Origin of the sequence: Afipia sp. OHSU_II-C1 (assembly GCF_000497575.1) — a bacterium.
Classification (GTDB): domain Bacteria; phylum Pseudomonadota; class Alphaproteobacteria; order Rhizobiales; family Xanthobacteraceae; genus Afipia.
Genome location: NZ_APJI01000006.1, coordinates 585,505 through 604,412 on the forward strand (window position 1 = coordinate 585,505; position 18,908 = coordinate 604,412).

Consider the following 18,908-nt stretch of genomic DNA (forward strand, 5'->3'; position numbering starts at 1 on the left):
CCCTTGAACGTGGCCTCTTGTGAGGCCTTTTGTTTGTTCGTTCGCAATTACATATTGCGGTAGACAGGCTTCCTCTTCTCCAGAAAGGCGCGCACGCCTTCCTTGAAATCCTCAGAGCGCGACGTGAGAACCTGATTGCGGTCTTCCATCGCGATCACGGCTTCAATCGATGACGCATCGACGCTCATGTTGAGGCATTCTTTCGAGAGCCTCAGGCCGAGCGGCGACGCCGCCAGCATGGATTCGATATAGGGCGCAGCCGCCGCCTCGAGCTGGCCGTCGTCAACGACTTCCGACACAAGACCGACCGCATGCGCACGCTCGGCATGGATGAAGCGCCCGGTCAAAATCAGTTCCGACGCCACGGACACGCCGACAAGGCGCGGCAGGAAATAGCTGGTGCCGATGTCGCAGCCGCCAAGGCCAAGGCGAATAAAGGCGCAGTTCATCCGCACCGATTTTGCAGCGATGCGGATATCCGCCGCCAGCGCCAGCGCAAAGCCGCCACCGGACGCCGCGCCCTGCACCAGCGCGATGATCGGCTGCGGACAGCGCCGCATCAGCATGACGATGTCGGCGATCGAACGCTGATGATCGAGCGCATCGGCGACGCTGGCCGGCGGTGCATCGGGCGGACGCCGATTCATCGCCTCCTTGAGATCGAGACCGGCGCAGAATGCCCGGCCCGCGCCCTTCAGCACGACGATCCGGGTGCGCGTGTTGCGTGCCAGATCGCCGAAGTACTGATTGAGCGCATCGACCATCTGATCGTCGAGCGCGTTCAGGCTGTCCGGGCGATTGAGGGTCACCCAGTCCACACCGTCGGCGTGCTCGACAATCAGAGGCGTTGCGGTCATGGCGTCAGCGCGGCGCCATGCGGATCGCGCCGTCAAGGCGGATGGTTTCGCCGTTCAGCATCGGGTTCTCCACGATGGCGACGGCAAGCTGCGCGTATTCGCTCGGATCGCCGAGACGTGCCGGATGCGGCACCTGCGCGCCGAGGCTCTTCTGCGCTTCTTCCGACAGGCCCATCAGCAGCGGCGTCAGGAACAGTCCCGGCGCGATCGTCATGACACGGATATTGAGCGACGCGAGATCGCGCGCCACCGGCAGCGTCAGGCCGACGATACCGCCCTTCGACGCTGAATAGGCCGCTTGGCCGATCTGGCCGTCAAAGGCGGCGACGCTGGCGGTGTTGATGCAGACGCCGCGCTCCTCACCGATCGGCGGCGCGGTCTGCATGCGCTCGGCGACGAGACGGATGCAGTTGAACGAGCCGATCAGGTTGACCTTGATGATGCGCGAGAAGTGATCCAGCGGATACGCGCCGTTCTTGCCGACGGTCTTCACCGCGCCGCCGATGCCGGCGCAGTTCACCAGCACGCGGATAACGCCGTGTGCGGCTTCGGCCTTCGCGATGGCTTCCTTGACCGGCGCTTCTTCCGAGACGTCGCCGACCAGCGCGAGACCCTTGATCTCGGCGGCGACTTTCTCGGCGCCTTCCTTGTTCATGTCGATGACGGCGACCTTGGCGCCCTTCGCGGCCATCGCGCGCGCCGTTGCCGCGCCCAGACCCGAACCGCCGCCGGTGATGAGTACTGAAACATCCTTGAGCTGCATAAGTCGTTTTCCTCGTGTGACGGATTGTTAAGTCGTGATGACTTCAGGATGCTTTCGCGGCAGCCGTTTGCGACCACTGCGAAAGGATTTCGGCGGCATCGACCGGCGGCACCGCCGGCGATCCCTGAATGTTTGACGGTGTGCGCGAAAAGCGCGGTGCGGGGGCCGGCTGCACATGGCCGTCGATATCAACGAAAGTCTTGCGCGCAGCGAGATGCGGATGCTTTGGCGCATCGAACAGTCCGCGCACGGCGGCGGCGCAGGCGTCGGAGCCTTCGAGGATCGCCGCCCATTCATCCCGCGTCTTGCTCTTGAACAGCGCGGTCATCTTTTCATGCAGATTTGGCCAGCCCTTGCGGTCCATCTGCGCGTCGTAACAATCCTCGCTCAGCCCCGCGAGCTTGCGCAGTTCCGCATAGAACTGCGGCTCCAGCGCGCCGATGGCCATGAAGCCGCCGTCCCTGCATTCATAAGTGCGGTAGAACGGCGCACCGCCATCGAGCAGATTGGTGCGCGGCTGATCGGTCCAGCGCCCGGTCGCCTTCATGCTATGGAACATGGTCAGCATGCTGGAGACGCCGTCGCACATCGCGGCATCCACCACCTGTCCCTTGCCCGACGCTCGCGCTTCGATCACGCCCGCCAGAACGCCGACGACGAGATACAGCGCACCGCCGCCGTAATCGCCGACAAGATTGAGCGGTGAAACCGTTTCACCATTGGCGGCGCGGAACGAATCCAGCGCGCCGGTGATGGCGATGTAATTGATGTCATGACCCGCAGCCTGCGCCAGCGGACCTTCCTGGCCCCAGCCGGTCATGCGGCCATAGACCAGTTTCGGATTGCGCTTGAGCACGACGTCCGGCCCGAGGCCGAGCCGCTCCATCACCTGAGGGCGAAAACCTTCGATCAGCACATCCGCCGCGGCAATCAGATCAAGTGCCTTGGCGATGTCAGCCGGATTCTTCAGGTCCAGTTCAATGACACGGCGGCCGCGATTGACGAAATCCCGCACATCGCGCTTGCCCTGACCGGGCCGCGCGATCGACACCACGTCCGCACCCATGTCGGACAACAGCATCGATGCGAATGGACCCGGCCCGATGCCTGCGAACTCGATAACGCGCACGCCACGCAGCGGACCAGTTACCGCCGAACGATCCTTCATCTGTTTCTCTCCCGCACTCACGTCTTCTTGTTTGCGCGCCGGATTATCGACGCTGCTTATTTTGGTGGAAATCTATCACGCCTTGCCGGTCGGCGATCCTTCCGTGTCGAAAGACATGCCTGCCTTGTCCGTCAGCAATCCGCCGAGAAACAGCGTTGTCATGTGCCTGATGTACTGACGCCTGATGTCGTCGGTGATGCCAGTCGGCCCGAGGAATCGGGCATTCATCTGGCGCCCGTAAAACAGGTTGTCGCAGGCGCCGTTGAGACTGATGTAGAACAGCGCCGGATCGACCTTGCGGAATTCGCCCGCGGCGACGCCCTGTTCGAGCAGCCCGCGCACGAAGCCGAACAGCGGATCGATGAAAAAGCGATGGACCTCTTTTGACGTCGCCTCGCTGCCCTGATGCAGGAGCAGATGAATCAGCCGGCTCAGATACGGTACCCGGTAATAGGCATTGATGATGCCGGCGATATGCCGCCGCATTTTCTCGGTCGGAGAAATCGGCTGATCGAGGACGAAGGCGAGATTCTTCATTTCCGCGGCGGCATCGCGCGCGAGCAGCGCCAGCAGCAGACCATCCTTGTTGCCGAAGTGATACTTCACCAGCGCCGCGTTCACGCCCGACTTCTGCGCGATCTCGCTCAGCGACACCTCGGTCGAGTTCCGCTCGATCATCAGATCGCCGGCGGCCACCAGCAATTTCGCAGCCGTCGCATTCATCGGCGCGGCTTCCTTTTCGGGAACCTGCTTCGATGGCGGCCGGCGCGGCTTTTTGGCGGTCAGGGTCGGTGACATGCGCGGTCTCGGGACATAACGGGCCACCAGCTAACCCGATGATCGGGCCGCGCTCAAGAGTTAATTGACCGATTGACTAAATCTCGCACCGCGCCTTTAATCGCGCCCAACCGAAAACAATCCATCAGGGAGCACCACCATGGCTGAAGCCTATATCGTCGCCACCGCCCGCACCGCAGGAGGACGCAAGGGAGGCCGCCTCGCAGGCTGGCATCCGGTCGATCTCGCAGCTTCAGTGCTGGATTCGCTGGTGGATCGCACCGGCGTCGATCCCGCCCAGATCGAAGACGTTATTATGGGCTGCGTGATGCAGGCCGGCGAACAGTCGAACAACGTCGCCCGCAATGCGGTGATGGCGTCCAAGCTCCCGGAAAGCGTGCCGGGCACCTCGGTCGACCGCCAGTGCGGTTCGTCGCAGCAGGCGCTGCACTTCGCGGCGCAGGCGGTGATGGCCGGCTCGATGGACATCGTGATTGCCGCGGGTGTCGAGGGCATGACCCGCGTGCCGATGGGACTTCCGGCGACACTCGCTGCGAAGAACGGCTTCGGCAACTATTACAGCCCGAACATTCAGCAGAAATATCCGAACATCCAGTTCAGCCAGTTCACCGGCGCGGAAATGATGGCGGAGAAGTACGGCCTCGCAAAGGAAGAGCTCGACCAGTACTCCTACCAGAGCCACCAGAAGGCGATTGCCGCCACGCAGGCCGGCGCGTTCAAGGATGAAATCGTTCCGCTGAAGTTCACACGCGAGGACGGCTCCAGCGACATTCACAGCATCGATGAAGGCATCCGCTTCGATGCGACCATCGAAGGCATCCGCGGCGTCAAGACCATCGCGGAAGGCGGCAAGCTCACCGCTGCCAGCGCCAGCCAGATCTGCGACGGCGCATCCGGCGTCATGGTGGTGAACGAAAGAGGCCTGAAGGCGCTCGGCATCGCCCCGCTGGCGCGCATCCATCACATGACCATGATCGGCGGCGACCCCGTCATCATGCTGGAAGCGCCGCTCCCCGCGACCCACCGTGCGCTGAAGAAGGCCGGCATGAAAATCGACGACATCGATCTGTTCGAGGTCAACGAAGCCTTCGCTTCGGTGCCGACTGCCTGGCTCAAGGACACCGGCGCGGACCCATCAAAACTCAACGTCAACGGCGGCGCGATCGCGCTCGGCCATCCACTCGGCGGCTCCGGCACCAAGCTGATGACGACGCTGGTCAACGCGCTCAAGCAGCGCAACAAGCGCTACGGCCTCCAGACCATGTGCGAAGGCGGCGGCATGGCCAACGTGACCATCGTCGAGCGTCTGTAAGCAGCGACTTTGAAAAGGGCGGGTTCAGGACCCGCCCTTTTTGCTGATGGCGATCGGCCGCAGCACCGGATCATTCAAAACCCAACGAACGAGCGGCAAAAGCCGCCGATGCATCGGGAGCACCGAGGAAACGTCATGTCTCATCCTTCGATTCACGCACAGAAAACCCCGGACAAGATCGCCTACCAGATGGCGAAAAGCGGCGAAGCCATCACCTATCGCGATCTCGACCGCCGCTCCAACCAGGGCGCACAGCTGTTTCGTTCGCTCGGGCTGAAACGGGGCGACCACATCGCGCTTCTGATGGAAAACACCATTGCCTTCATGGAAATCTGCTGGGCCGCACAGCGTAGCGGGCTCTATTACACCGCGATCAGCCGCTATCTCACCGCCGACGAGATCGCCTATATCGTGAAGGATTGCGGCGCCAGGGTCGTCATCACCACGCCGAAATGCATCGACTCGGTCGCGCCGCTGCTGACGGATGCGCCGGGCGCGCCTCACTTCTACATCACCGGCGCGGCTCAACGCGGCTTCAAGTCGTGGGACGACGCGCTCGCAGCACAACCCACGACGCCGATCGCCGACGAATCCGCCGGTTACGACATGCTGTATTCGTCCGGCACCACTGGCAGACCCAAAGGCATCAAGCGCCCGCTGACCGAACCGTCGATCCTGGTGCCTAATCCGCTGCTGAAATTGCTGTGCGGCAACATGTGCGGCATGACGGACGAAAGTATCTATCTCTCGCCGGCGCCGCTCTATCACGCAGCCCCGCTGCGCTTCAACATGATGTCGGCGGCGCTCGGCGGCACATCGATCATCATGGAATCGTTCGACGCAGAGGAATTCCTGGCGCTGGTCGAGAAGCACAAGGTCACGCAGTCACAGCTCGTGCCGACCATGTTCGTGCGGATGCTCAAGCTGCCGGATGATGTCCGCACCAAGTACAAGACCTCGACGCTGAAAGGCGCGGTCCATGCCGCGGCGCCCTGCCCCGCCGACGTCAAGGCGAAGATGATCGACTGGTGGGGCCCGGTCCTGATCGAGTATTACGCCGGCTCCGAAGGCAACGGCGTCACGGTGTCCACGTCGAAAGACTGGCTGGCGCATCGCGGCACTGTCGGCCGCGCCGTGGTCGGCGAGGTGAAAATTCTCGACGATGATGGCGTTGAGCTGCCGGTCGGCGAAACCGGCACGGTGTATTTCGCCGGCGGACCCCAGTTCGCCTATCACAACGACACCGACAAGACGCAGCGCGCTTACAACGATCGCGGCTGGTCGACGCTCGGCGATGTCGGTTATCTCGACAATGACGGCTTTCTCTACCTCACCGACCGCAAGGCCTACATGATCATTTCCGGCGGCGTAAATATCTACCCGCAGGAAACCGAGGACGCGCTGATTTCACACCCGGCGGTTGCGGACGTCGCGGTGTTCGGCGTCCCAAACGAGGAAATGGGCGAAGAGGTCAAGGCCGTGGTGCAGCCGCACGACATGTCGCGCGCGGGCAAGGAGCTGGAAGCGGAACTGATTTTGTTCTGCCGCAAGCGTCTGTCGCCGATCAAGTGCCCGAAGAGCGTCCACTTCGAAGCCGAATTGCCGCGCACGCCGACCGGCAAGCTGGTGAAGCGGCATCTGCGCGACAAGTACTGGGCGAAGGTCAAGACGCCGGCACAGGCGTGAAACATTCGTCATTGTGAGCGAAGCGAAGCAATCCAGACATCAGAAATGGATTGCTTCGTCGACATGTTCCTCGCAATGCGTGAGCAAGTCCGGATCGATCAGACTCACTCTTCCTTCAGCCACTGCTCCACGAGCATGACGTCCGGCGGCTGGAGATAACGCGTGGTCCACATATCGACGGACCACTCGATCCGGCTTTCCTTTTCCACGATCACCGCCGTGTTGTGCGGCAGCTGCATCGCGAGGATGTTTCCCCGATAACGCGGATTGCCGACGGTGTGATGCTTCAGAAGTCCCCAATCCTGCAACACCAGCAGGAAGCTCGACACGTTGCGGGTCGAATCCCAGCAGTCGAAATTCTTCGCGTCAGCTCCGCTGCGGATATCAGCGCGAGACACCCGCCCGGCGGTGCCGACGATCGGCGCAACCCGGCGGTCGAACCAGATCACGGCTTTCTGGATGGCTGCTCGCTCGGCGACCGCTGTCGCCTTGCCCGCCGTCAGAATCTGCGTCAGCGCCTTGCGGTCGGCGGCCGTGAAATCAAGCGTCGCGCGGCGGCGGCAGACGAAACCGTAGCAGATCGTCATTTCCGACGATGACGGCGGATTGATCGAGACCGATGTGTAGAGTTCGTTCTGCTGCGGGCTGAGCTGCATGGCAGACGCCGACGGCACGGCCGACATGAAGCCGAGCGACGCCGCGATCACGATGATCGGAAAAACCGGTTTGAACAACGCAGGAACCCTGAAAGTTTGGCTTCGCAGGACTATGGCGGATTTCGCGCGCAATCAACAGCCGGATCGCCGACGCACCCGCAATCGCAGCAACGTGAGGCGGTTCCGTCACACCGGCAGCGGCGCGTCGCGCTTCACTTCTTCCATCACCGCGTAAGTTCGTGTTTCGCGCACGCCCGGCAACGCGAGCAGCGTCTCGCCGAGAAACCGCCGATACGCTGTCATGTCAGGAAGACGCGCTTTCACGAGATAGTCGAAGCCGCCCGCCACCATGTGACACTCCAGCACTTCCGGTGCGAGTTTCACGGCTTGCGCGAAGCGCTCGAATACATCGGGCGTGGTCTTGTCGAGCAACACCTCGACGAACACCAGCAATCCGAGCCCGAGCCGATGCGGATTGAGCCGCGCGCCATAGCCCTCGATGAAACCGTCACGCTGTAGCCGCTTCAGTCGCTCCCCGATGGACGTCGGCGACAGGCCAATGCGCTCCGCCAGCTCGACATTGGCGATCCGCCCGTCCGCCTGCAAGATATCGAGGATTTTCCGGTCTATTTTGTCAATATCGCTCATTTTTCCAGAATTATCTGCTTTTCTCCGTAATTCATAAGGAAAAATTGCGAATTTGTCTATCGAACCACGGCAGGCCGCGGAGGTAGGATCGCGCAACTCCAGAGGACGCCATGCCCGACCAGAATCGCCAGACCACCCCCTTCTCGGCACCCTACGCGCCTGACGACGGCGAGATCGCCGCACGCCTGCTGGCGATGCCGCCGCTGTCGACCGAACAGAATGCCCGCATCGACCGCACCGCCACGCGCCTGATCGAGGCCGTGCGCGCGGAGGACGGCGGCTTCGGCGGCGTGGAAGACATGCTGCGCGAGTTCGCACTTTCGACCAAGGAAGGCCTCGCCCTGATGGTGATGGCCGAGGCGCTGCTGCGCGTTCCGGACGCCGCCACCGCCGACCGCTTCATCGAGGACAAACTCGGTCAGGGTGATTTCGCACATCACCGGACCAAATCCAGCGCGCTGCTGGTCAACGCATCGGTATGGGCCCTCGGCCTGTCCGCGCGCGTGATCCAGCCCGGCGAGACGCCGCTCGGCACCGTCGGGCTGATTGCCAAGCGGATCGGCCTTCCCGCCGTGCGCACTGCGACGCGGCAGGCGATGCGGCTGATGGGCAATCACTTCGTACTGGGCGAGACCATCGATGCCGCATTGGCGCGCGCGGCTGACGACGATGGCCCGGATCACCACCATCGCTACTCTTTGGACATGCTTGGTGAAGGCGCGCGCACCGCAGCCGACGCTGCGCGCTACTTCGAATCCTATGCCTCGGCCATCGAAGCCATCGGGCGCACAGGTGGCAACAGGACCCCTCTGGACCGGCCGGGAATCTCGGTGAAACTGTCGGCCCTGCATTCGCGCTATGAAGCGCTCAGCCGCTCGCGGGTGATGGCGGAACTCGTGCCGCTCACCCTCGATCTCGCGCGCCGCGCCAGGGCGCACGACATGAACTTCACCATCGACGCCGAGGAGGCCGACCGGCTCGAGCTGTCGCTGGATGTGATCAGTGCGGTGTTTGCGGATTCCTCGCTCGCGGGCTGGGAAGGATTCGGCCTCGCCGTACAGGCATATCAGAAGCGCGCCGAGGCCGTGATCGACTACATCCATGATCTTGCCAAGCGGCATGACCGCCGGATGGTGCTGCGTCTTGTGAAGGGCGCCTATTGGGACACGGAAGTGAAGCGCGCGCAGGAGCGCGGACTCAGCGGCTATCCCGTGTTCACCCGCAAGGCGATGACCGACATCAACTACATCGCCTGCGCGAGGAAGCTGCTCGGCCTGCGTCCGACAATCTTCCCGCAATTCGCCACCCACAACGCGCTCTCGGTGGCAACCATTACCGAACTCGCAGGCAACGGCGACGATTTCGAGTTCCAGCGGCTGCATGGCATGGGCGACGCGCTCTATGCAAAGCTCCACACCGACAAGCCGGAGCTTGCGTGCCGCATCTATGCACCGGTCGGCAGCCATCGCGATCTGCTGGCCTATCTGGTACGGCGGCTTCTGGAGAACGGCGCCAACTCGTCCTTCGTAGCGCTGGCTGCGGATGACACTGTTCCGGTCGCAAAGCTGCTGGAGAGGCCTGAGCAGGTTGTCGCAACGCCGGATCAGGCCCGCAACACACGACTGCCGCTGCCGCACGATCTCTATCTGCCGCGCATCAATTCAAACGGCATCGAGTTCGGAGAACGCGCCGCGCTCAGTGCGTTGCTGATATCGGTTGACGGTGCAGCACCCCCTGCCGGCACCAACAAGGATGCAACCGAAAACGACGCCGCCGTGGCCGTCGCGCTGGCACGCACCGGTTTTGCCTTCTGGAGCCGGACCACGGCAGACACACGCGCCACGGCATTGGAACGCACCGCCGACCTCCTCGAACAGCGGATGCCGCACTTCATCGTGCTGCTGCAGACCGAAGGCGGCAAGACCATCGACGACGCGGTCTCCGAGGTACGCGAGGCGATCGATTTCTGCCGCTACTACGCCATCGAAGGCCGCAAGCTGTTCGGTGACGGCTTGCCGCTCCCCGGCCCCACCGGAGAGAGCAACACGCTGCGTCTGCGCGGGCGCGGCGTCATGGTCGCGATCTCGCCATGGAATTTTCCGCTGGCAATTTTCTTGGGGCAAGTGGCCGCGTGCCTGATGGCAGGCAATGCCGTGGTGGCCAAGCCCGCCGAACAGACGCCGCGCATTGCCGCGGAAACCGTGGCGCTGCTGCATGAAGCCGGCATTCCGGATTCGGCGCTCCATCTCGTGCAGGGCGACGGCAAGATCGGCGCGGCGCTGGTTGCACATGACAATATCGCCGGCGTTGTCTTCACCGGCTCCACCGAAGTCGCACGCTCCATCAACCGCACGCTCGCCGCGAAGGACGGCCCGATCGTCCCGCTGATCGCTGAGACCGGCGGCATCAATGCCATGATTGTCGACGCGACCGCGCTGCCCGAACAGGTCTCCGACGACGTTGTAACGTCCGCGTTCAGGTCTGCCGGTCAGCGCTGCTCGGCGTTGCGGCTATTGTTCGTGCAGGACGATGTCGCGGACCGCATGATTGAGATCATCGCTGGCGCCGCAGCTGAACTGAAGGTTGGCGATCCGCGCGATCCGGCGACCCAGGTCGGGCCGGTGATCGACGTCGAGGCGAAAGAACGTCTCAATGCGCATATCGCGCGGATGAAGACCGCGGCACGCGTTCACTTCGCGGGCGAAGCGCCTGTCTCAGGCCACTTCGTCGCGCCGCATATCTTCGAGTTGGAAAACGCGGAGCAGCTCACAGAAGAGGTGTTCGGCCCGATCCTGCATGTGGTGCGCTACAAGGCGGTGGATTTGGAGCATGTGCTGCAATCGATCGCCACCAGCGGCTACGGACTGACGCTCGGGATTCACTCGCGCATCGACGATACCGTCGAGACAACCGTGGAGCGGCTGGCGGTGGGCAATGTCTACGTCAACCGCAACATGATCGGCGCGGTGGTCGGCGTGCAGCCGTTCGGCGGTCATGGACTGTCGGGAACGGGACCGAAGGCAGGCGGACCGCACTATCTCCCGCGTCTCGCCACCGAGCAGACAATCACGATCAACACCGCGGCCGCGGGCGGCAATGCCGGGCTGATGACGGAGGAGTGAGGCCGCAGACGCCGCTATTCGCCATTGCGAGCGAAGCGAAGCAATCCATCCCTGAATCATGGATTGCTTCGTCGCTTCGCTCCTCGCAATGACGCCATGCGATACTACAACACCACCGGCCTGTCGGGCAGTTCATTGCCATGTCGGCCGCTGGCCGGGAAATGCTTTGCAAGAAGCTTGGTCACGGCTGAAATGCCTTTCAGCACCCCGCCCTCGAAATTCTTGGCGCGGAACTCCGCTTCCATCACGCGGCAGATTTTCTCCCATTCCGCCTGCTGGACCTTCTGGCTGATACCGCGGTCGGCGACGATCTCGACATCGCGGTCGGCGAGCAGCAGATAGATCAGAATGCCGTTGTTGTTTACGGTATCCCAGAGCCGAAGCTGGGCGAACACATCGATGGCGCGCTCGCGCGCGGGCTGATCTTTGAACAGCGGTGCACCATCGAGCGCGCCTTCCACCACGAAGCGGATCTGGCCGGCATGGGTCGCTTCGCTGGCCTTGATGGCCTTCTCGATGTTGGCCAGCGCCTGGCGCGGAAATGCGCGCCGGACCCGCCAGCGATTGAGAAGAAGATGTTTGCCGATGCGCTTGATGCCCATTGCTCTGCTTTCGGCTACCAGCTGCCCGACGCGCCGCCGCCGCCGAAGCTGCCGCCGCCTCCGCTGAATCCCCCGCTGGAACTGCTCGAACCGCCGGAACTGAATCCGCCGCCGTAGCCGCCACGGCCTCCTCCGCCTCCGGACGATACCAGCGTGTCGCCGATCAGCGTCACGACAAAGGCGATCATTCCTCCGATGGCTGCAATCGGCAAGACGCCGAGGAAGAACCAGATGAAGAGCGCGACGCCGCCGCCCGCGACCAGCGAGCCCAGCAGCCGTCCGAAGATCGCCCTGAAAATCCCGCCGCCGACCAGCACGACAATAAAGAGAAACGGAAAGTACTCGCCGATTGCGCTCAGGTCCGGCATCTCGCCTTCGGGCTTCGGCGGCGGCAGCGGTTCACCGTCGATCACTTTCAGGATCCGGTCCGCGCCGTCGGAAATACCGCCAGCAAAGTCCCCACTCCTGAACTTCGGTGTGATGATTTCGTCGATGATCCGCTTCGAGGTCGCGTCGTTCAGCGCGCCTTCAAGACCGTAACCCACTTCGATGCGCAGCTTGCGGTCGTTCTTGGCGATGATCAGCAGCGCGCCGTCGTCGACCTTCTTGCGGCCGAGCTTCCATTGCTCGGCCACACGCAGCGAATACTGCTCGATGGTTTCCGGCTGGGTGGTCGGCACGATCAGCACCGCGAGCTGACTGCCCTTGCGATCCTCGAACGCCTTCAGTTTCTGTTCGAGGGTGGCGGTCTGATCGGCCGACAGCGTTCCCGTCAGATCGACAACGCGCCCGGTCAGCGGCGGCACTGCGACGTCCGCCCACGCGACAAACGACGCGCCGGCAAACGCCCAGCACAGCGTGAACGCAAAAATGACCGCCTTGACCGCTTTCATCGCGCGCGCTCGTCGCGCAGCTTATTTCGCGGGCGCTGGTGTTGCCGGTGCAGGCGCGGGAGCGGTCGTCGCGGGCGCGTTGAAATCGACCTTCGGCGCGGTCGAAATCGATTTCTCGTTCTCCACGGTGAAGTTGGCCTTTTCCTTGTAACCGAACGCCATCGCAGTCAGGTTGTTTGGGAAGGTGCGGATGCCGACGTTATAGTCCTGCACCGCCTTGATGTAGCGGTTGCGCGCCACCGCGATGCGGTTCTCGGTGCCCTCAAGCTGCGCGACGAGATCGCGGAACAACTGGTCGGATTTCAGTTGCGGATAGTTTTCCGTCACCACCAGCAGCCGCGATAGCGCACCGGTCAGCTCGCTCTGCGCCGCCTGGAATTTTTGCAGCGCCGCCGGATCGTTGAGAACTTCCGGAGTCACCTGCACGCCGCCGACCTTGGCGCGCGCATTGGTCACGCCGAGCAGCACATCCTTTTCCTGCTGCGCGAACCCTTTGACGGAGTTGACGAGGTTCGGCACCAGATCGGCGCGGCGCTGATACTGGTTCACGACTTCGGACCATGCCGACTTCACCGACTCGTCATTCTGCTGGATCGCATTGTATCCGCAATTGGTGAGGCTCAGCGACGCGAGCGCTGCGAGGACCGTCAAAATCTTGCGCATAAATATCTCCAGTAAAACGCCGAACGGCGGCAGAATGAGAGCAGGCGAACGACCCTAACGTGGCCGTGTGACGGCAAGCATACACGCCCTGTCTGCCCGGGTCATCTTGCCTCGCCTGTTCGTTTTTTAGCGACTTTGCTCTTGAACCATCGATGAACGAAACCGCTGTGCACGGATGAGGGATACTCGTCTGATGGCCACAAAAATCTCATGCAACATGACTGCGTTGCGCGAGGTTTCACTGGAAATTGCCTGCGGCAAGGTACACAGTTCCAATTCGAAACCAACTCGACACCGGGACAGCGACCATGACCGCCACCGCGATGACCTCCTCCGAAACCGTGATCGACACCGGCACGGACGAACTCCTCTGCGAGATCCGCGACCGCGTCGCCGTCATCACGCTCAATCGCCCGCAGGCGCGCAATTCGCTTTCCGACAATCTGACGCCCGCACTGCGCCGCATGATCAAGCTCTGCGGCGAAGACCCGAATGTCGGCGCTCTTCTCATTACCGGCGCAGGCGATGCGTTTTGCGCCGGCGGCGACGTCAAGGGCATGGGCGGCAAGCCCGGCAGCAGCAACGCGCCGGAACTGACATTCGACCAGAAGGTCGCGCGGCTGCAGGAACGCCAGCGCACGCTGACCGGCGCGCTGGTCAACGTGCGCAAGCCGACCATCGCCGCGCTTCCCGGCCCGGCAGCAGGCGCTGGTTTGTCGCTGGCGCTGGCGTGCGACCTGCGCATCGCGGCGGAGTCGGCCTTCGTCACCACAGCGTATGTGAAGATCGGGCTGAGCGGCGACTACGGCATGTCATGGCTGCTGACGCGGCTTGTCGGCACGTCACGCGCGCGCGAATTGATGTTTTTCGGCGATAAGATCGACGCGAAACGATGCGAGACACTCGGCATCGTCAACCGCGTGGTGCCGGACGACAAGCTGCGCGAAGAGGCGTTTGCCTGGGCGAAGAAACTGGCCGAGGGACCAACCACCGCACTGCGTTTCCTGAAGGACAATCTCGACGAAGCGCTGATGAACGATTTCCTGACCTCGCTCGATCACGAAGCCGAGCGCATGGTGCGATCCGCAGGCACTGCGGATCACAAGGAAGCCGTGAAGGCTTTCGTCGAAAAGCGCAAGCCGGTGTTCAAGCGCGGCTAACTCGCGGGGAAATTAAACGCCCTCGAACTGCAAGCGTGCGAGGCGCGCATAAAGCCCGTTCGCCGCAACCAGCGAGGCGTGGGTGCCCTGTTCGACGATGCGGCCATTCTCCATGACCAGAATGCGGTCGCAGGACAGCACGGTCGCGAGCCGATGCGCGATCACCAGCGTCGTGCGATGGCTCATCAGTTCTTCCAGTGCGGTCTGCACCAGCGTCTCGCTCTCGGCGTCAAGCGACGACGTCGCCTCGTCCAGCAGCAGCAGCGGCGCATCGCGCAGGATCGCGCGCGCAATCGCAATCCGCTGGCGCTGGCCGCCGGACAGCGTGACGCCGCGCTCGCCGAGCTGCGTATCGAAACCCTGCGGCAGACGGGTGATGAACTCGGTGGCATGAGCCAGATCGGCCGCGCGTGCGACTTCCGCGTCGCTGGCATCGGGGCGGCCAAACCGGATGTTCTCGCGGGCGCTGGTGGCGAACACCGCTGAATCCTGCGGCACCAGCGCGATGCGCGAGCGCACAGCGGATGGATCAGCCTCGCGGATCGGCACGCCGTCGACCGAGATCACGCCGCTGGCCGGATCGTAGAACCGCAGCAACAGGTGGAACAGCGTGCTCTTGCCCGCGCCCGAGGGCCCGACCACCGCGACCTTCTCGCCGGCCTTCACCGCGAACGAGACGCCATCGACCGCAAGATGATCCGGCCGTGTCGGATAGGAGAACCGCACATTGTCGAAAGCGACATCGCCACGCGGCGGCACCGGCAGCGCGCGGGGACTAGCAGGCGCAGCAATGTCCGGCCTGATACGGAGAATCTCGAACAGCCGCTCCGATGCGCCGGAAGCCTGCGAGATTTCGCCCCAGACCTGGCTGAGTTCGCCGAGCGCGCCCGCCGCAAACGCCGCATAAAGAATGAACTGGCCGAGACGGCCCGCGCTGATCTGATTGGTCAGCACGTCGTGCGAGCCGATCCAGAGGATCGCCACGACGCTGGCGAAAATCAGGAAGATCACGGTGGCCGTGAGAAATGCGCGGGCGCGCGTCGAATTACGTGCCGCAACATAGGCGCGCTCGACTTCGCCGCCGAAGCGCGCTTCCGCGAGGCGTTCGTTGGTAAAGGCCTGCAGCGTGCGGATCGCGCCGATCAATTCGGACGCATAAGACGAGGCGTCCGCCAGCGTGTCCTGCGCGCCGCGCGACAGTTTCTGTACCCGGCGGCCGAACGCCACCAGCGGCAGCACGATCAGCGGGATCACCGCAAGCACGATGCCGGACAGCTTTGGACTGGTCACAACCATCATCGCGGACGCACCGACGAACAGCACGAGGTTGCGCAGCGCGATCGAGACCGAGGCGCCGACAGCGGACTTGATCTGCGTGGTGTCGGCGGTCAGGCGCGAGACCAGTTCGCCGCTGTGCGCGGTATCGAAGAACGACGGCGACAGCGAGGTGAGATGCTTGAACACATCGCGGCGCAGATCGGCGACGATGCGCTCGCCGAGCGTGATGACAAGGTAGTAGCGCGCGGCGCTGGCGCAGGCGAGCACCGCCACCACCGCGATCATCACCGCGAAGTAGCTGTTGATCAGCGCGATGCCTTCGGGACTGAAACCGAAATCGATCATGCGCCGCACGGCAAGCGGCACCACCAGTGTCGCGGCGGATGCAATGATCAGCGCCACCAGCGCCGCGAAGGCCTGCCCGCGATAACGCGCCACGTAAGGCGCCAGCGCGAGCAGCGGACGCAGCTTTACGCCGCGCGACTTCTTTGGCGTCTCCGGCGGCGATCCGGCAGCAGGCGCGGAAGCTCCCGTGACGGCATCGGTCTCGCGTGCCGGCGCGGATGTCAGCCCCCTGTCTTCAACGCGTTCCACTGCACTCATCTATGCGGCCGCCTCTTGCTTTCCGGCCCTCCAATAGGCCCCCATTCAGGGGCTGGCAAATGACGTCGCTGCTTGTTTCCGGGCCGTTCCTGCGATATAGAGCCCCCAAATTCGTCCCGAACATCATTGATCTGTGGGCGCGCGGCGCCAGAGGATTTGCCATGAAAGCCGAAATTCACCCGGATTATCATACAATTAAGGTCGTCATGACCGACGGGACCGAGTACCTGACCCGCTCGACCTACGGCAAGGAAGGCGACACGCTGAACCTCGATATTGACTCGAAGTCGCACCCGGCCTGGACCGGCGGCACCCAGCAGATCCTCGATCGCGGCGGCCGCGTTTCGCGCTTCCAGAAGAAGTTTTCGGGGTTCCTCAAGAAGGATTGATCCTTCCCCGAATGTCCCGTTCGATACAAAAACGCCCCCGCTTTTGCAGGGGCGTTTTTTGTTTCTGGCTTGACCGGCCTAGCGGCGCTCGAAGGCCGCCTTCAGCATGTTCATCTGCGGCACCAGCGGATTGCCGATCGCCAGATGCTCGGACGCCGGCGTGTGAATCGTGGCATCGAGCCGGCGCACCTTCGATTGCAGCGCCATCGAGCGCGCGACAAGGTCCTGCAGGCGTGTCGGCAGCTTGGAGATGATATCTTCCGGACCCGGATCGGCCGCGGTCAGCTTGACCTTGGTCTTTTCACGATTGGCCTGGTGCAGCGTCATCTCGCCTTCCTTGACCGCGCGATGCAGCAACAGCCACGATGCGAGTTGCATCAGGCGCGTCGTCAGCCGCATGCTTTCGGTGGCGTAGCTCAGGCTCACCGAGCGCTCCAGCGCCTTGGCCTCGGTGCGGCCCGGTCCGTCCAGATAGGCCGCGGTCTCTTCGACAAGATCCATGCCCTCCCTGAACAGGGTCCCGAAGGCCGGTGAATTGGTGATCCGTTCGCTCAAGAGAACGAGATCGGCTTCGCCCTGGTCGGACATGGTTAACGCCTCACGCAGTTGGTTCGCTGATTTTTTTATGATGAACAAATCATTGCGCGCCCGCGACCGGGAGTCCAGCCACGCCACGTAACAATGAGGAGATATGGTTTCCAGCCGGATGCCGGGTGCGGGGAAACGGCCCCGGCGAAAGTATCAACCTGAACAAAAAAGAGCCGCCGTTTCCGGCGGCTTTTGAAAGTTGATAACAGGGAGGCGTCAAACAGAGTGACAGGAGCCACTCGGTGTCCAAACAAGGACAATTGCAGTCATACTCCCGAAAGCTTAATACGCCGTAAATGAAGGATTTCCTTTACGGTTCCTTTGCAATTGCGGAACCTGCGTTTAACGACCGGACCAGAGTTCACGATTTGAAGAAGGCGTTGGCGGCGTCGCGGCTGGCGCGCTTCTTGGCGGCATCGGCTTTCAGCCGCTCGATCTCGGACGTGAGTGCTGCGATGCGATCCTCGATGTCCTCGAACGACAGCAGCGACAGATCCTGTCCCAGTTCGTGGGTGACTTTCTTTCGCGGCTTGTCGTCGTCATCACTGGCCATGCTTCCCTCCTCCCGTTCGCCCGATTATAGCTGCGTTATCGCATGACATCTTTCATTCCCCGCCATCCGCCGCAAGGACACATCATGGACAAGCTGCCCGCACAAATGACCGCCATCGCGATTTCCAAGCCCGGTGGACCCGAAGTGCTCGTGCCGGAACAGCGGCCGGTGCCGAAGCCGGGACCGAATGAAATCCTCATCAAGGTGGAAGCCGCGGGCGTCAATCGTCCCGACGTGTTGCAGCGCATGGGACTGTATCCCGTGCCTCCCGGCGCGAGCGATCTTCCAGGTCTTGAAGTCGCCGGCGAAGTGGTCGCGCTCGGCGAGGGCGTCACCAAGCGCAAGATCGGCGACAAGGTGATGTCGCTGGTCGCAGGCGGCGGCTACGCCGAATACTGTCTCACCCATGAAAGCCACGCGATGTCGGTGCCGAAAGGGTTTTCGATGACGGAAGCCGGCGCTGTCGCCGAAACGCTGATGACGGTCTGGCACAATGTGTTCGAGCGCGGCGGATTGAAGCCCGGCGAGACACTGCTGATCCACGGCGGCTCATCCGGCATCGGCACCATGGCGATCCAGATGGCGAAGGCGCACGGCGCGAAAGTGTTCGTCACCGTCGGCGGACAGGACAAGGTCGATGCGTGCCTCAAGCTCGGCGCGGATGCCGCGATCAACTACAAGACCGACGATTTCGTCGCCAGGACGAAGGCGCTGACCGACGGCGTCGGCGTCGACGTCATCCTCGACATGGTCGGCGGCGACTACATCGACCGTAACTATGAAGCCGCGGCCGTCGAAGGCCGGATTGTCCAGATCGCATTCCTCGGCGGCTCGAAGGCGACGCCGAACTTCGCCAAGCTGATGATGAAGCGGCTGCACCATACCGGCTCGACGCTGCGCCCGCGCACTGTCGCGGACAAGGCGGCGATGGTCAGCGCAATTGAGGCCAAGGCAATGCCCTGGCTTGCGGACGGACGCGTCAAACCCCTGATGGACAGCACGTTCCCGCTGAAAGACGCCTCAAAAGCCCATGCACGAATGGAATCCAGCCAACATATTGGCAAAATTGTGCTCACGGTTTAAGGCCGGGGAACCCATCGAAACCCTTTGATTTGCTTCATATTCGTGGCATTTATCGCGTTCCTACCGGCGGGTCCTGTTAACCCCGC

The 18,908-nt window shown here is 62.8% G+C and carries 18 protein-coding genes; 6 read left to right on the plus strand and 12 right to left on the minus strand.

Going from position 1 to position 18,908, the window contains the following annotated elements; all coding sequences use genetic code 11:
- Nucleotides 1-47 precede the first annotated feature (47 nt).
- From I554_RS0108070 to I554_RS0108085, 4 genes are all read right to left on the minus strand, one after another.
- Complete coding sequence (locus I554_RS0108070) at nt 48-857, minus strand: enoyl-CoA hydratase/isomerase family protein (protein WP_024577008.1); 810 nt, start codon at nt 855-857, stop codon at nt 48-50.
- Between the two features lie 4 nt (nt 858-861).
- The gene (locus I554_RS0108075) at nt 862-1,620 is read right to left on the minus strand and encodes an SDR family NAD(P)-dependent oxidoreductase (protein WP_024577009.1); all 759 of its coding nucleotides are present in this window, start codon (nt 1,618-1,620) and stop codon (nt 862-864) included.
- A gap of 43 nt (nt 1,621-1,663) precedes the next feature.
- Nucleotides 1,664-2,788 (minus strand): CaiB/BaiF CoA-transferase family protein, encoded by a 1,125-nt coding sequence (locus I554_RS0108080; RefSeq protein ID WP_024577010.1) that lies wholly within the window; start codon nt 2,786-2,788, stop codon nt 1,664-1,666.
- A 75-nt stretch (nt 2,789-2,863) separates the two neighbouring features.
- Entirely contained in the window at nt 2,864-3,586 is a 723-nt protein-coding gene (locus I554_RS0108085; protein WP_024577011.1) for a TetR family transcriptional regulator, read from the minus strand.
- A gap of 139 nt (nt 3,587-3,725) precedes the next feature.
- Between I554_RS0108085 and I554_RS0108090 the strand changes: the two genes are divergently transcribed.
- Together I554_RS0108090 and I554_RS0108100 are read left to right on the plus strand one after the other, a co-directional pair.
- Nucleotides 3,726-4,898, plus strand: a complete 1,173-nt coding sequence (locus tag I554_RS0108090) for an acetyl-CoA C-acetyltransferase (protein ID WP_024577012.1) — start codon at nt 3,726-3,728, stop codon at nt 4,896-4,898.
- Between the two features lie 135 nt (nt 4,899-5,033).
- Complete coding sequence (locus I554_RS0108100) at nt 5,034-6,584, plus strand: acyl-CoA synthetase (protein ID WP_024577013.1); 1,551 nt, start codon at nt 5,034-5,036, stop codon at nt 6,582-6,584.
- Between the two features lie 104 nt (nt 6,585-6,688).
- Here the strand turns inward: I554_RS0108100 and I554_RS0108105 are convergent, their stop codons facing one another.
- Both I554_RS0108105 and I554_RS0108110 read right to left on the minus strand, forming a co-directional pair.
- Nucleotides 6,689-7,267, minus strand: coding sequence for a hypothetical protein (locus I554_RS0108105; protein WP_051358648.1), 579 nt, complete (start codon nt 7,265-7,267; stop codon nt 6,689-6,691).
- Between the two features lie 159 nt (nt 7,268-7,426).
- Nucleotides 7,427-7,888 carry an Lrp/AsnC ligand binding domain-containing protein gene (locus I554_RS0108110; protein WP_024577015.1) on the minus strand — a complete coding sequence of 154 codons (462 nt, stop codon included), beginning with the start codon at nt 7,886-7,888 and terminating at the stop codon, nt 7,427-7,429.
- 110 nt (nt 7,889-7,998) lie between these two features.
- On the opposite strand from I554_RS0108110, the gene putA reads away from it, so the two are divergent.
- Nucleotides 7,999-11,010, plus strand: a complete 3,012-nt coding sequence (gene putA, locus I554_RS0108115; protein WP_024577016.1) for a bifunctional proline dehydrogenase/L-glutamate gamma-semialdehyde dehydrogenase PutA — start codon at nt 7,999-8,001, stop codon at nt 11,008-11,010.
- A 104-nt stretch (nt 11,011-11,114) separates the two neighbouring features.
- Here the strand turns inward: putA and I554_RS0108120 are convergent, their stop codons facing one another.
- From I554_RS0108120 to I554_RS0108130, 3 genes are read right to left on the minus strand one after another with little or no spacing between them, the layout of a single operon-like run.
- Nucleotides 11,115-11,612 carry a TPM domain-containing protein gene (locus I554_RS0108120; protein WP_024577017.1) on the minus strand — a complete coding sequence of 166 codons (498 nt, stop codon included), beginning with the start codon at nt 11,610-11,612 and terminating at the stop codon, nt 11,115-11,117.
- A 14-nt stretch (nt 11,613-11,626) separates the two neighbouring features.
- Complete coding sequence (locus tag I554_RS0108125) at nt 11,627-12,505, minus strand: YgcG family protein (protein ID WP_024577018.1); 879 nt, start codon at nt 12,503-12,505, stop codon at nt 11,627-11,629.
- Between the two features lie 21 nt (nt 12,506-12,526).
- Entirely contained in the window at nt 12,527-13,168 is a 642-nt protein-coding gene (locus I554_RS0108130; protein ID WP_024577019.1) for a LemA family protein, read from the minus strand.
- Between the two features lie 308 nt (nt 13,169-13,476).
- On the opposite strand from I554_RS0108130, the gene I554_RS0108135 reads away from it, so the two are divergent.
- Complete coding sequence (locus I554_RS0108135) at nt 13,477-14,328, plus strand: enoyl-CoA hydratase (RefSeq protein ID WP_029659352.1); 852 nt, start codon at nt 13,477-13,479, stop codon at nt 14,326-14,328.
- Nucleotides 14,329-14,340: 12 nt separating this feature from the next.
- Here I554_RS0108135 and I554_RS0108140 read toward each other — a convergent pair whose 3' ends face one another.
- The gene (locus I554_RS0108140) at nt 14,341-16,209 is read right to left on the minus strand and encodes an ABC transporter ATP-binding protein/permease (RefSeq protein WP_024577021.1); all 1,869 of its coding nucleotides are present in this window, start codon (nt 16,207-16,209) and stop codon (nt 14,341-14,343) included.
- 161 nt (nt 16,210-16,370) lie between these two features.
- Between I554_RS0108140 and rpmE the strand changes: the two genes are divergently transcribed.
- Nucleotides 16,371-16,598: a 50S ribosomal protein L31 gene (gene rpmE, locus I554_RS0108145; RefSeq protein ID WP_002717151.1), complete on the plus strand. Its 228-nt coding sequence runs from the start codon at nt 16,371-16,373 to the stop codon at nt 16,596-16,598.
- 78 nt (nt 16,599-16,676) lie between these two features.
- On the opposite strand, the gene I554_RS0108150 is transcribed toward rpmE, so the two are convergent.
- Nucleotides 16,677-17,186, minus strand: a complete 510-nt coding sequence (locus tag I554_RS0108150; protein WP_024577022.1) for a DUF1465 family protein — start codon at nt 17,184-17,186, stop codon at nt 16,677-16,679.
- Between the two features lie 361 nt (nt 17,187-17,547).
- Nucleotides 17,548-17,739 carry a DUF1192 domain-containing protein gene (locus tag I554_RS0108155; RefSeq protein WP_024577023.1) on the minus strand — a complete coding sequence of 64 codons (192 nt, stop codon included), beginning with the start codon at nt 17,737-17,739 and terminating at the stop codon, nt 17,548-17,550.
- Between the two features lie 84 nt (nt 17,740-17,823).
- On the opposite strand from I554_RS0108155, the gene I554_RS0108160 reads away from it, so the two are divergent.
- Nucleotides 17,824-18,822 carry an NAD(P)H-quinone oxidoreductase gene (locus I554_RS0108160; protein ID WP_024578168.1) on the plus strand — a complete coding sequence of 333 codons (999 nt, stop codon included), beginning with the start codon at nt 17,824-17,826 and terminating at the stop codon, nt 18,820-18,822.
- Nucleotides 18,823-18,908 lie beyond the last annotated feature (86 nt).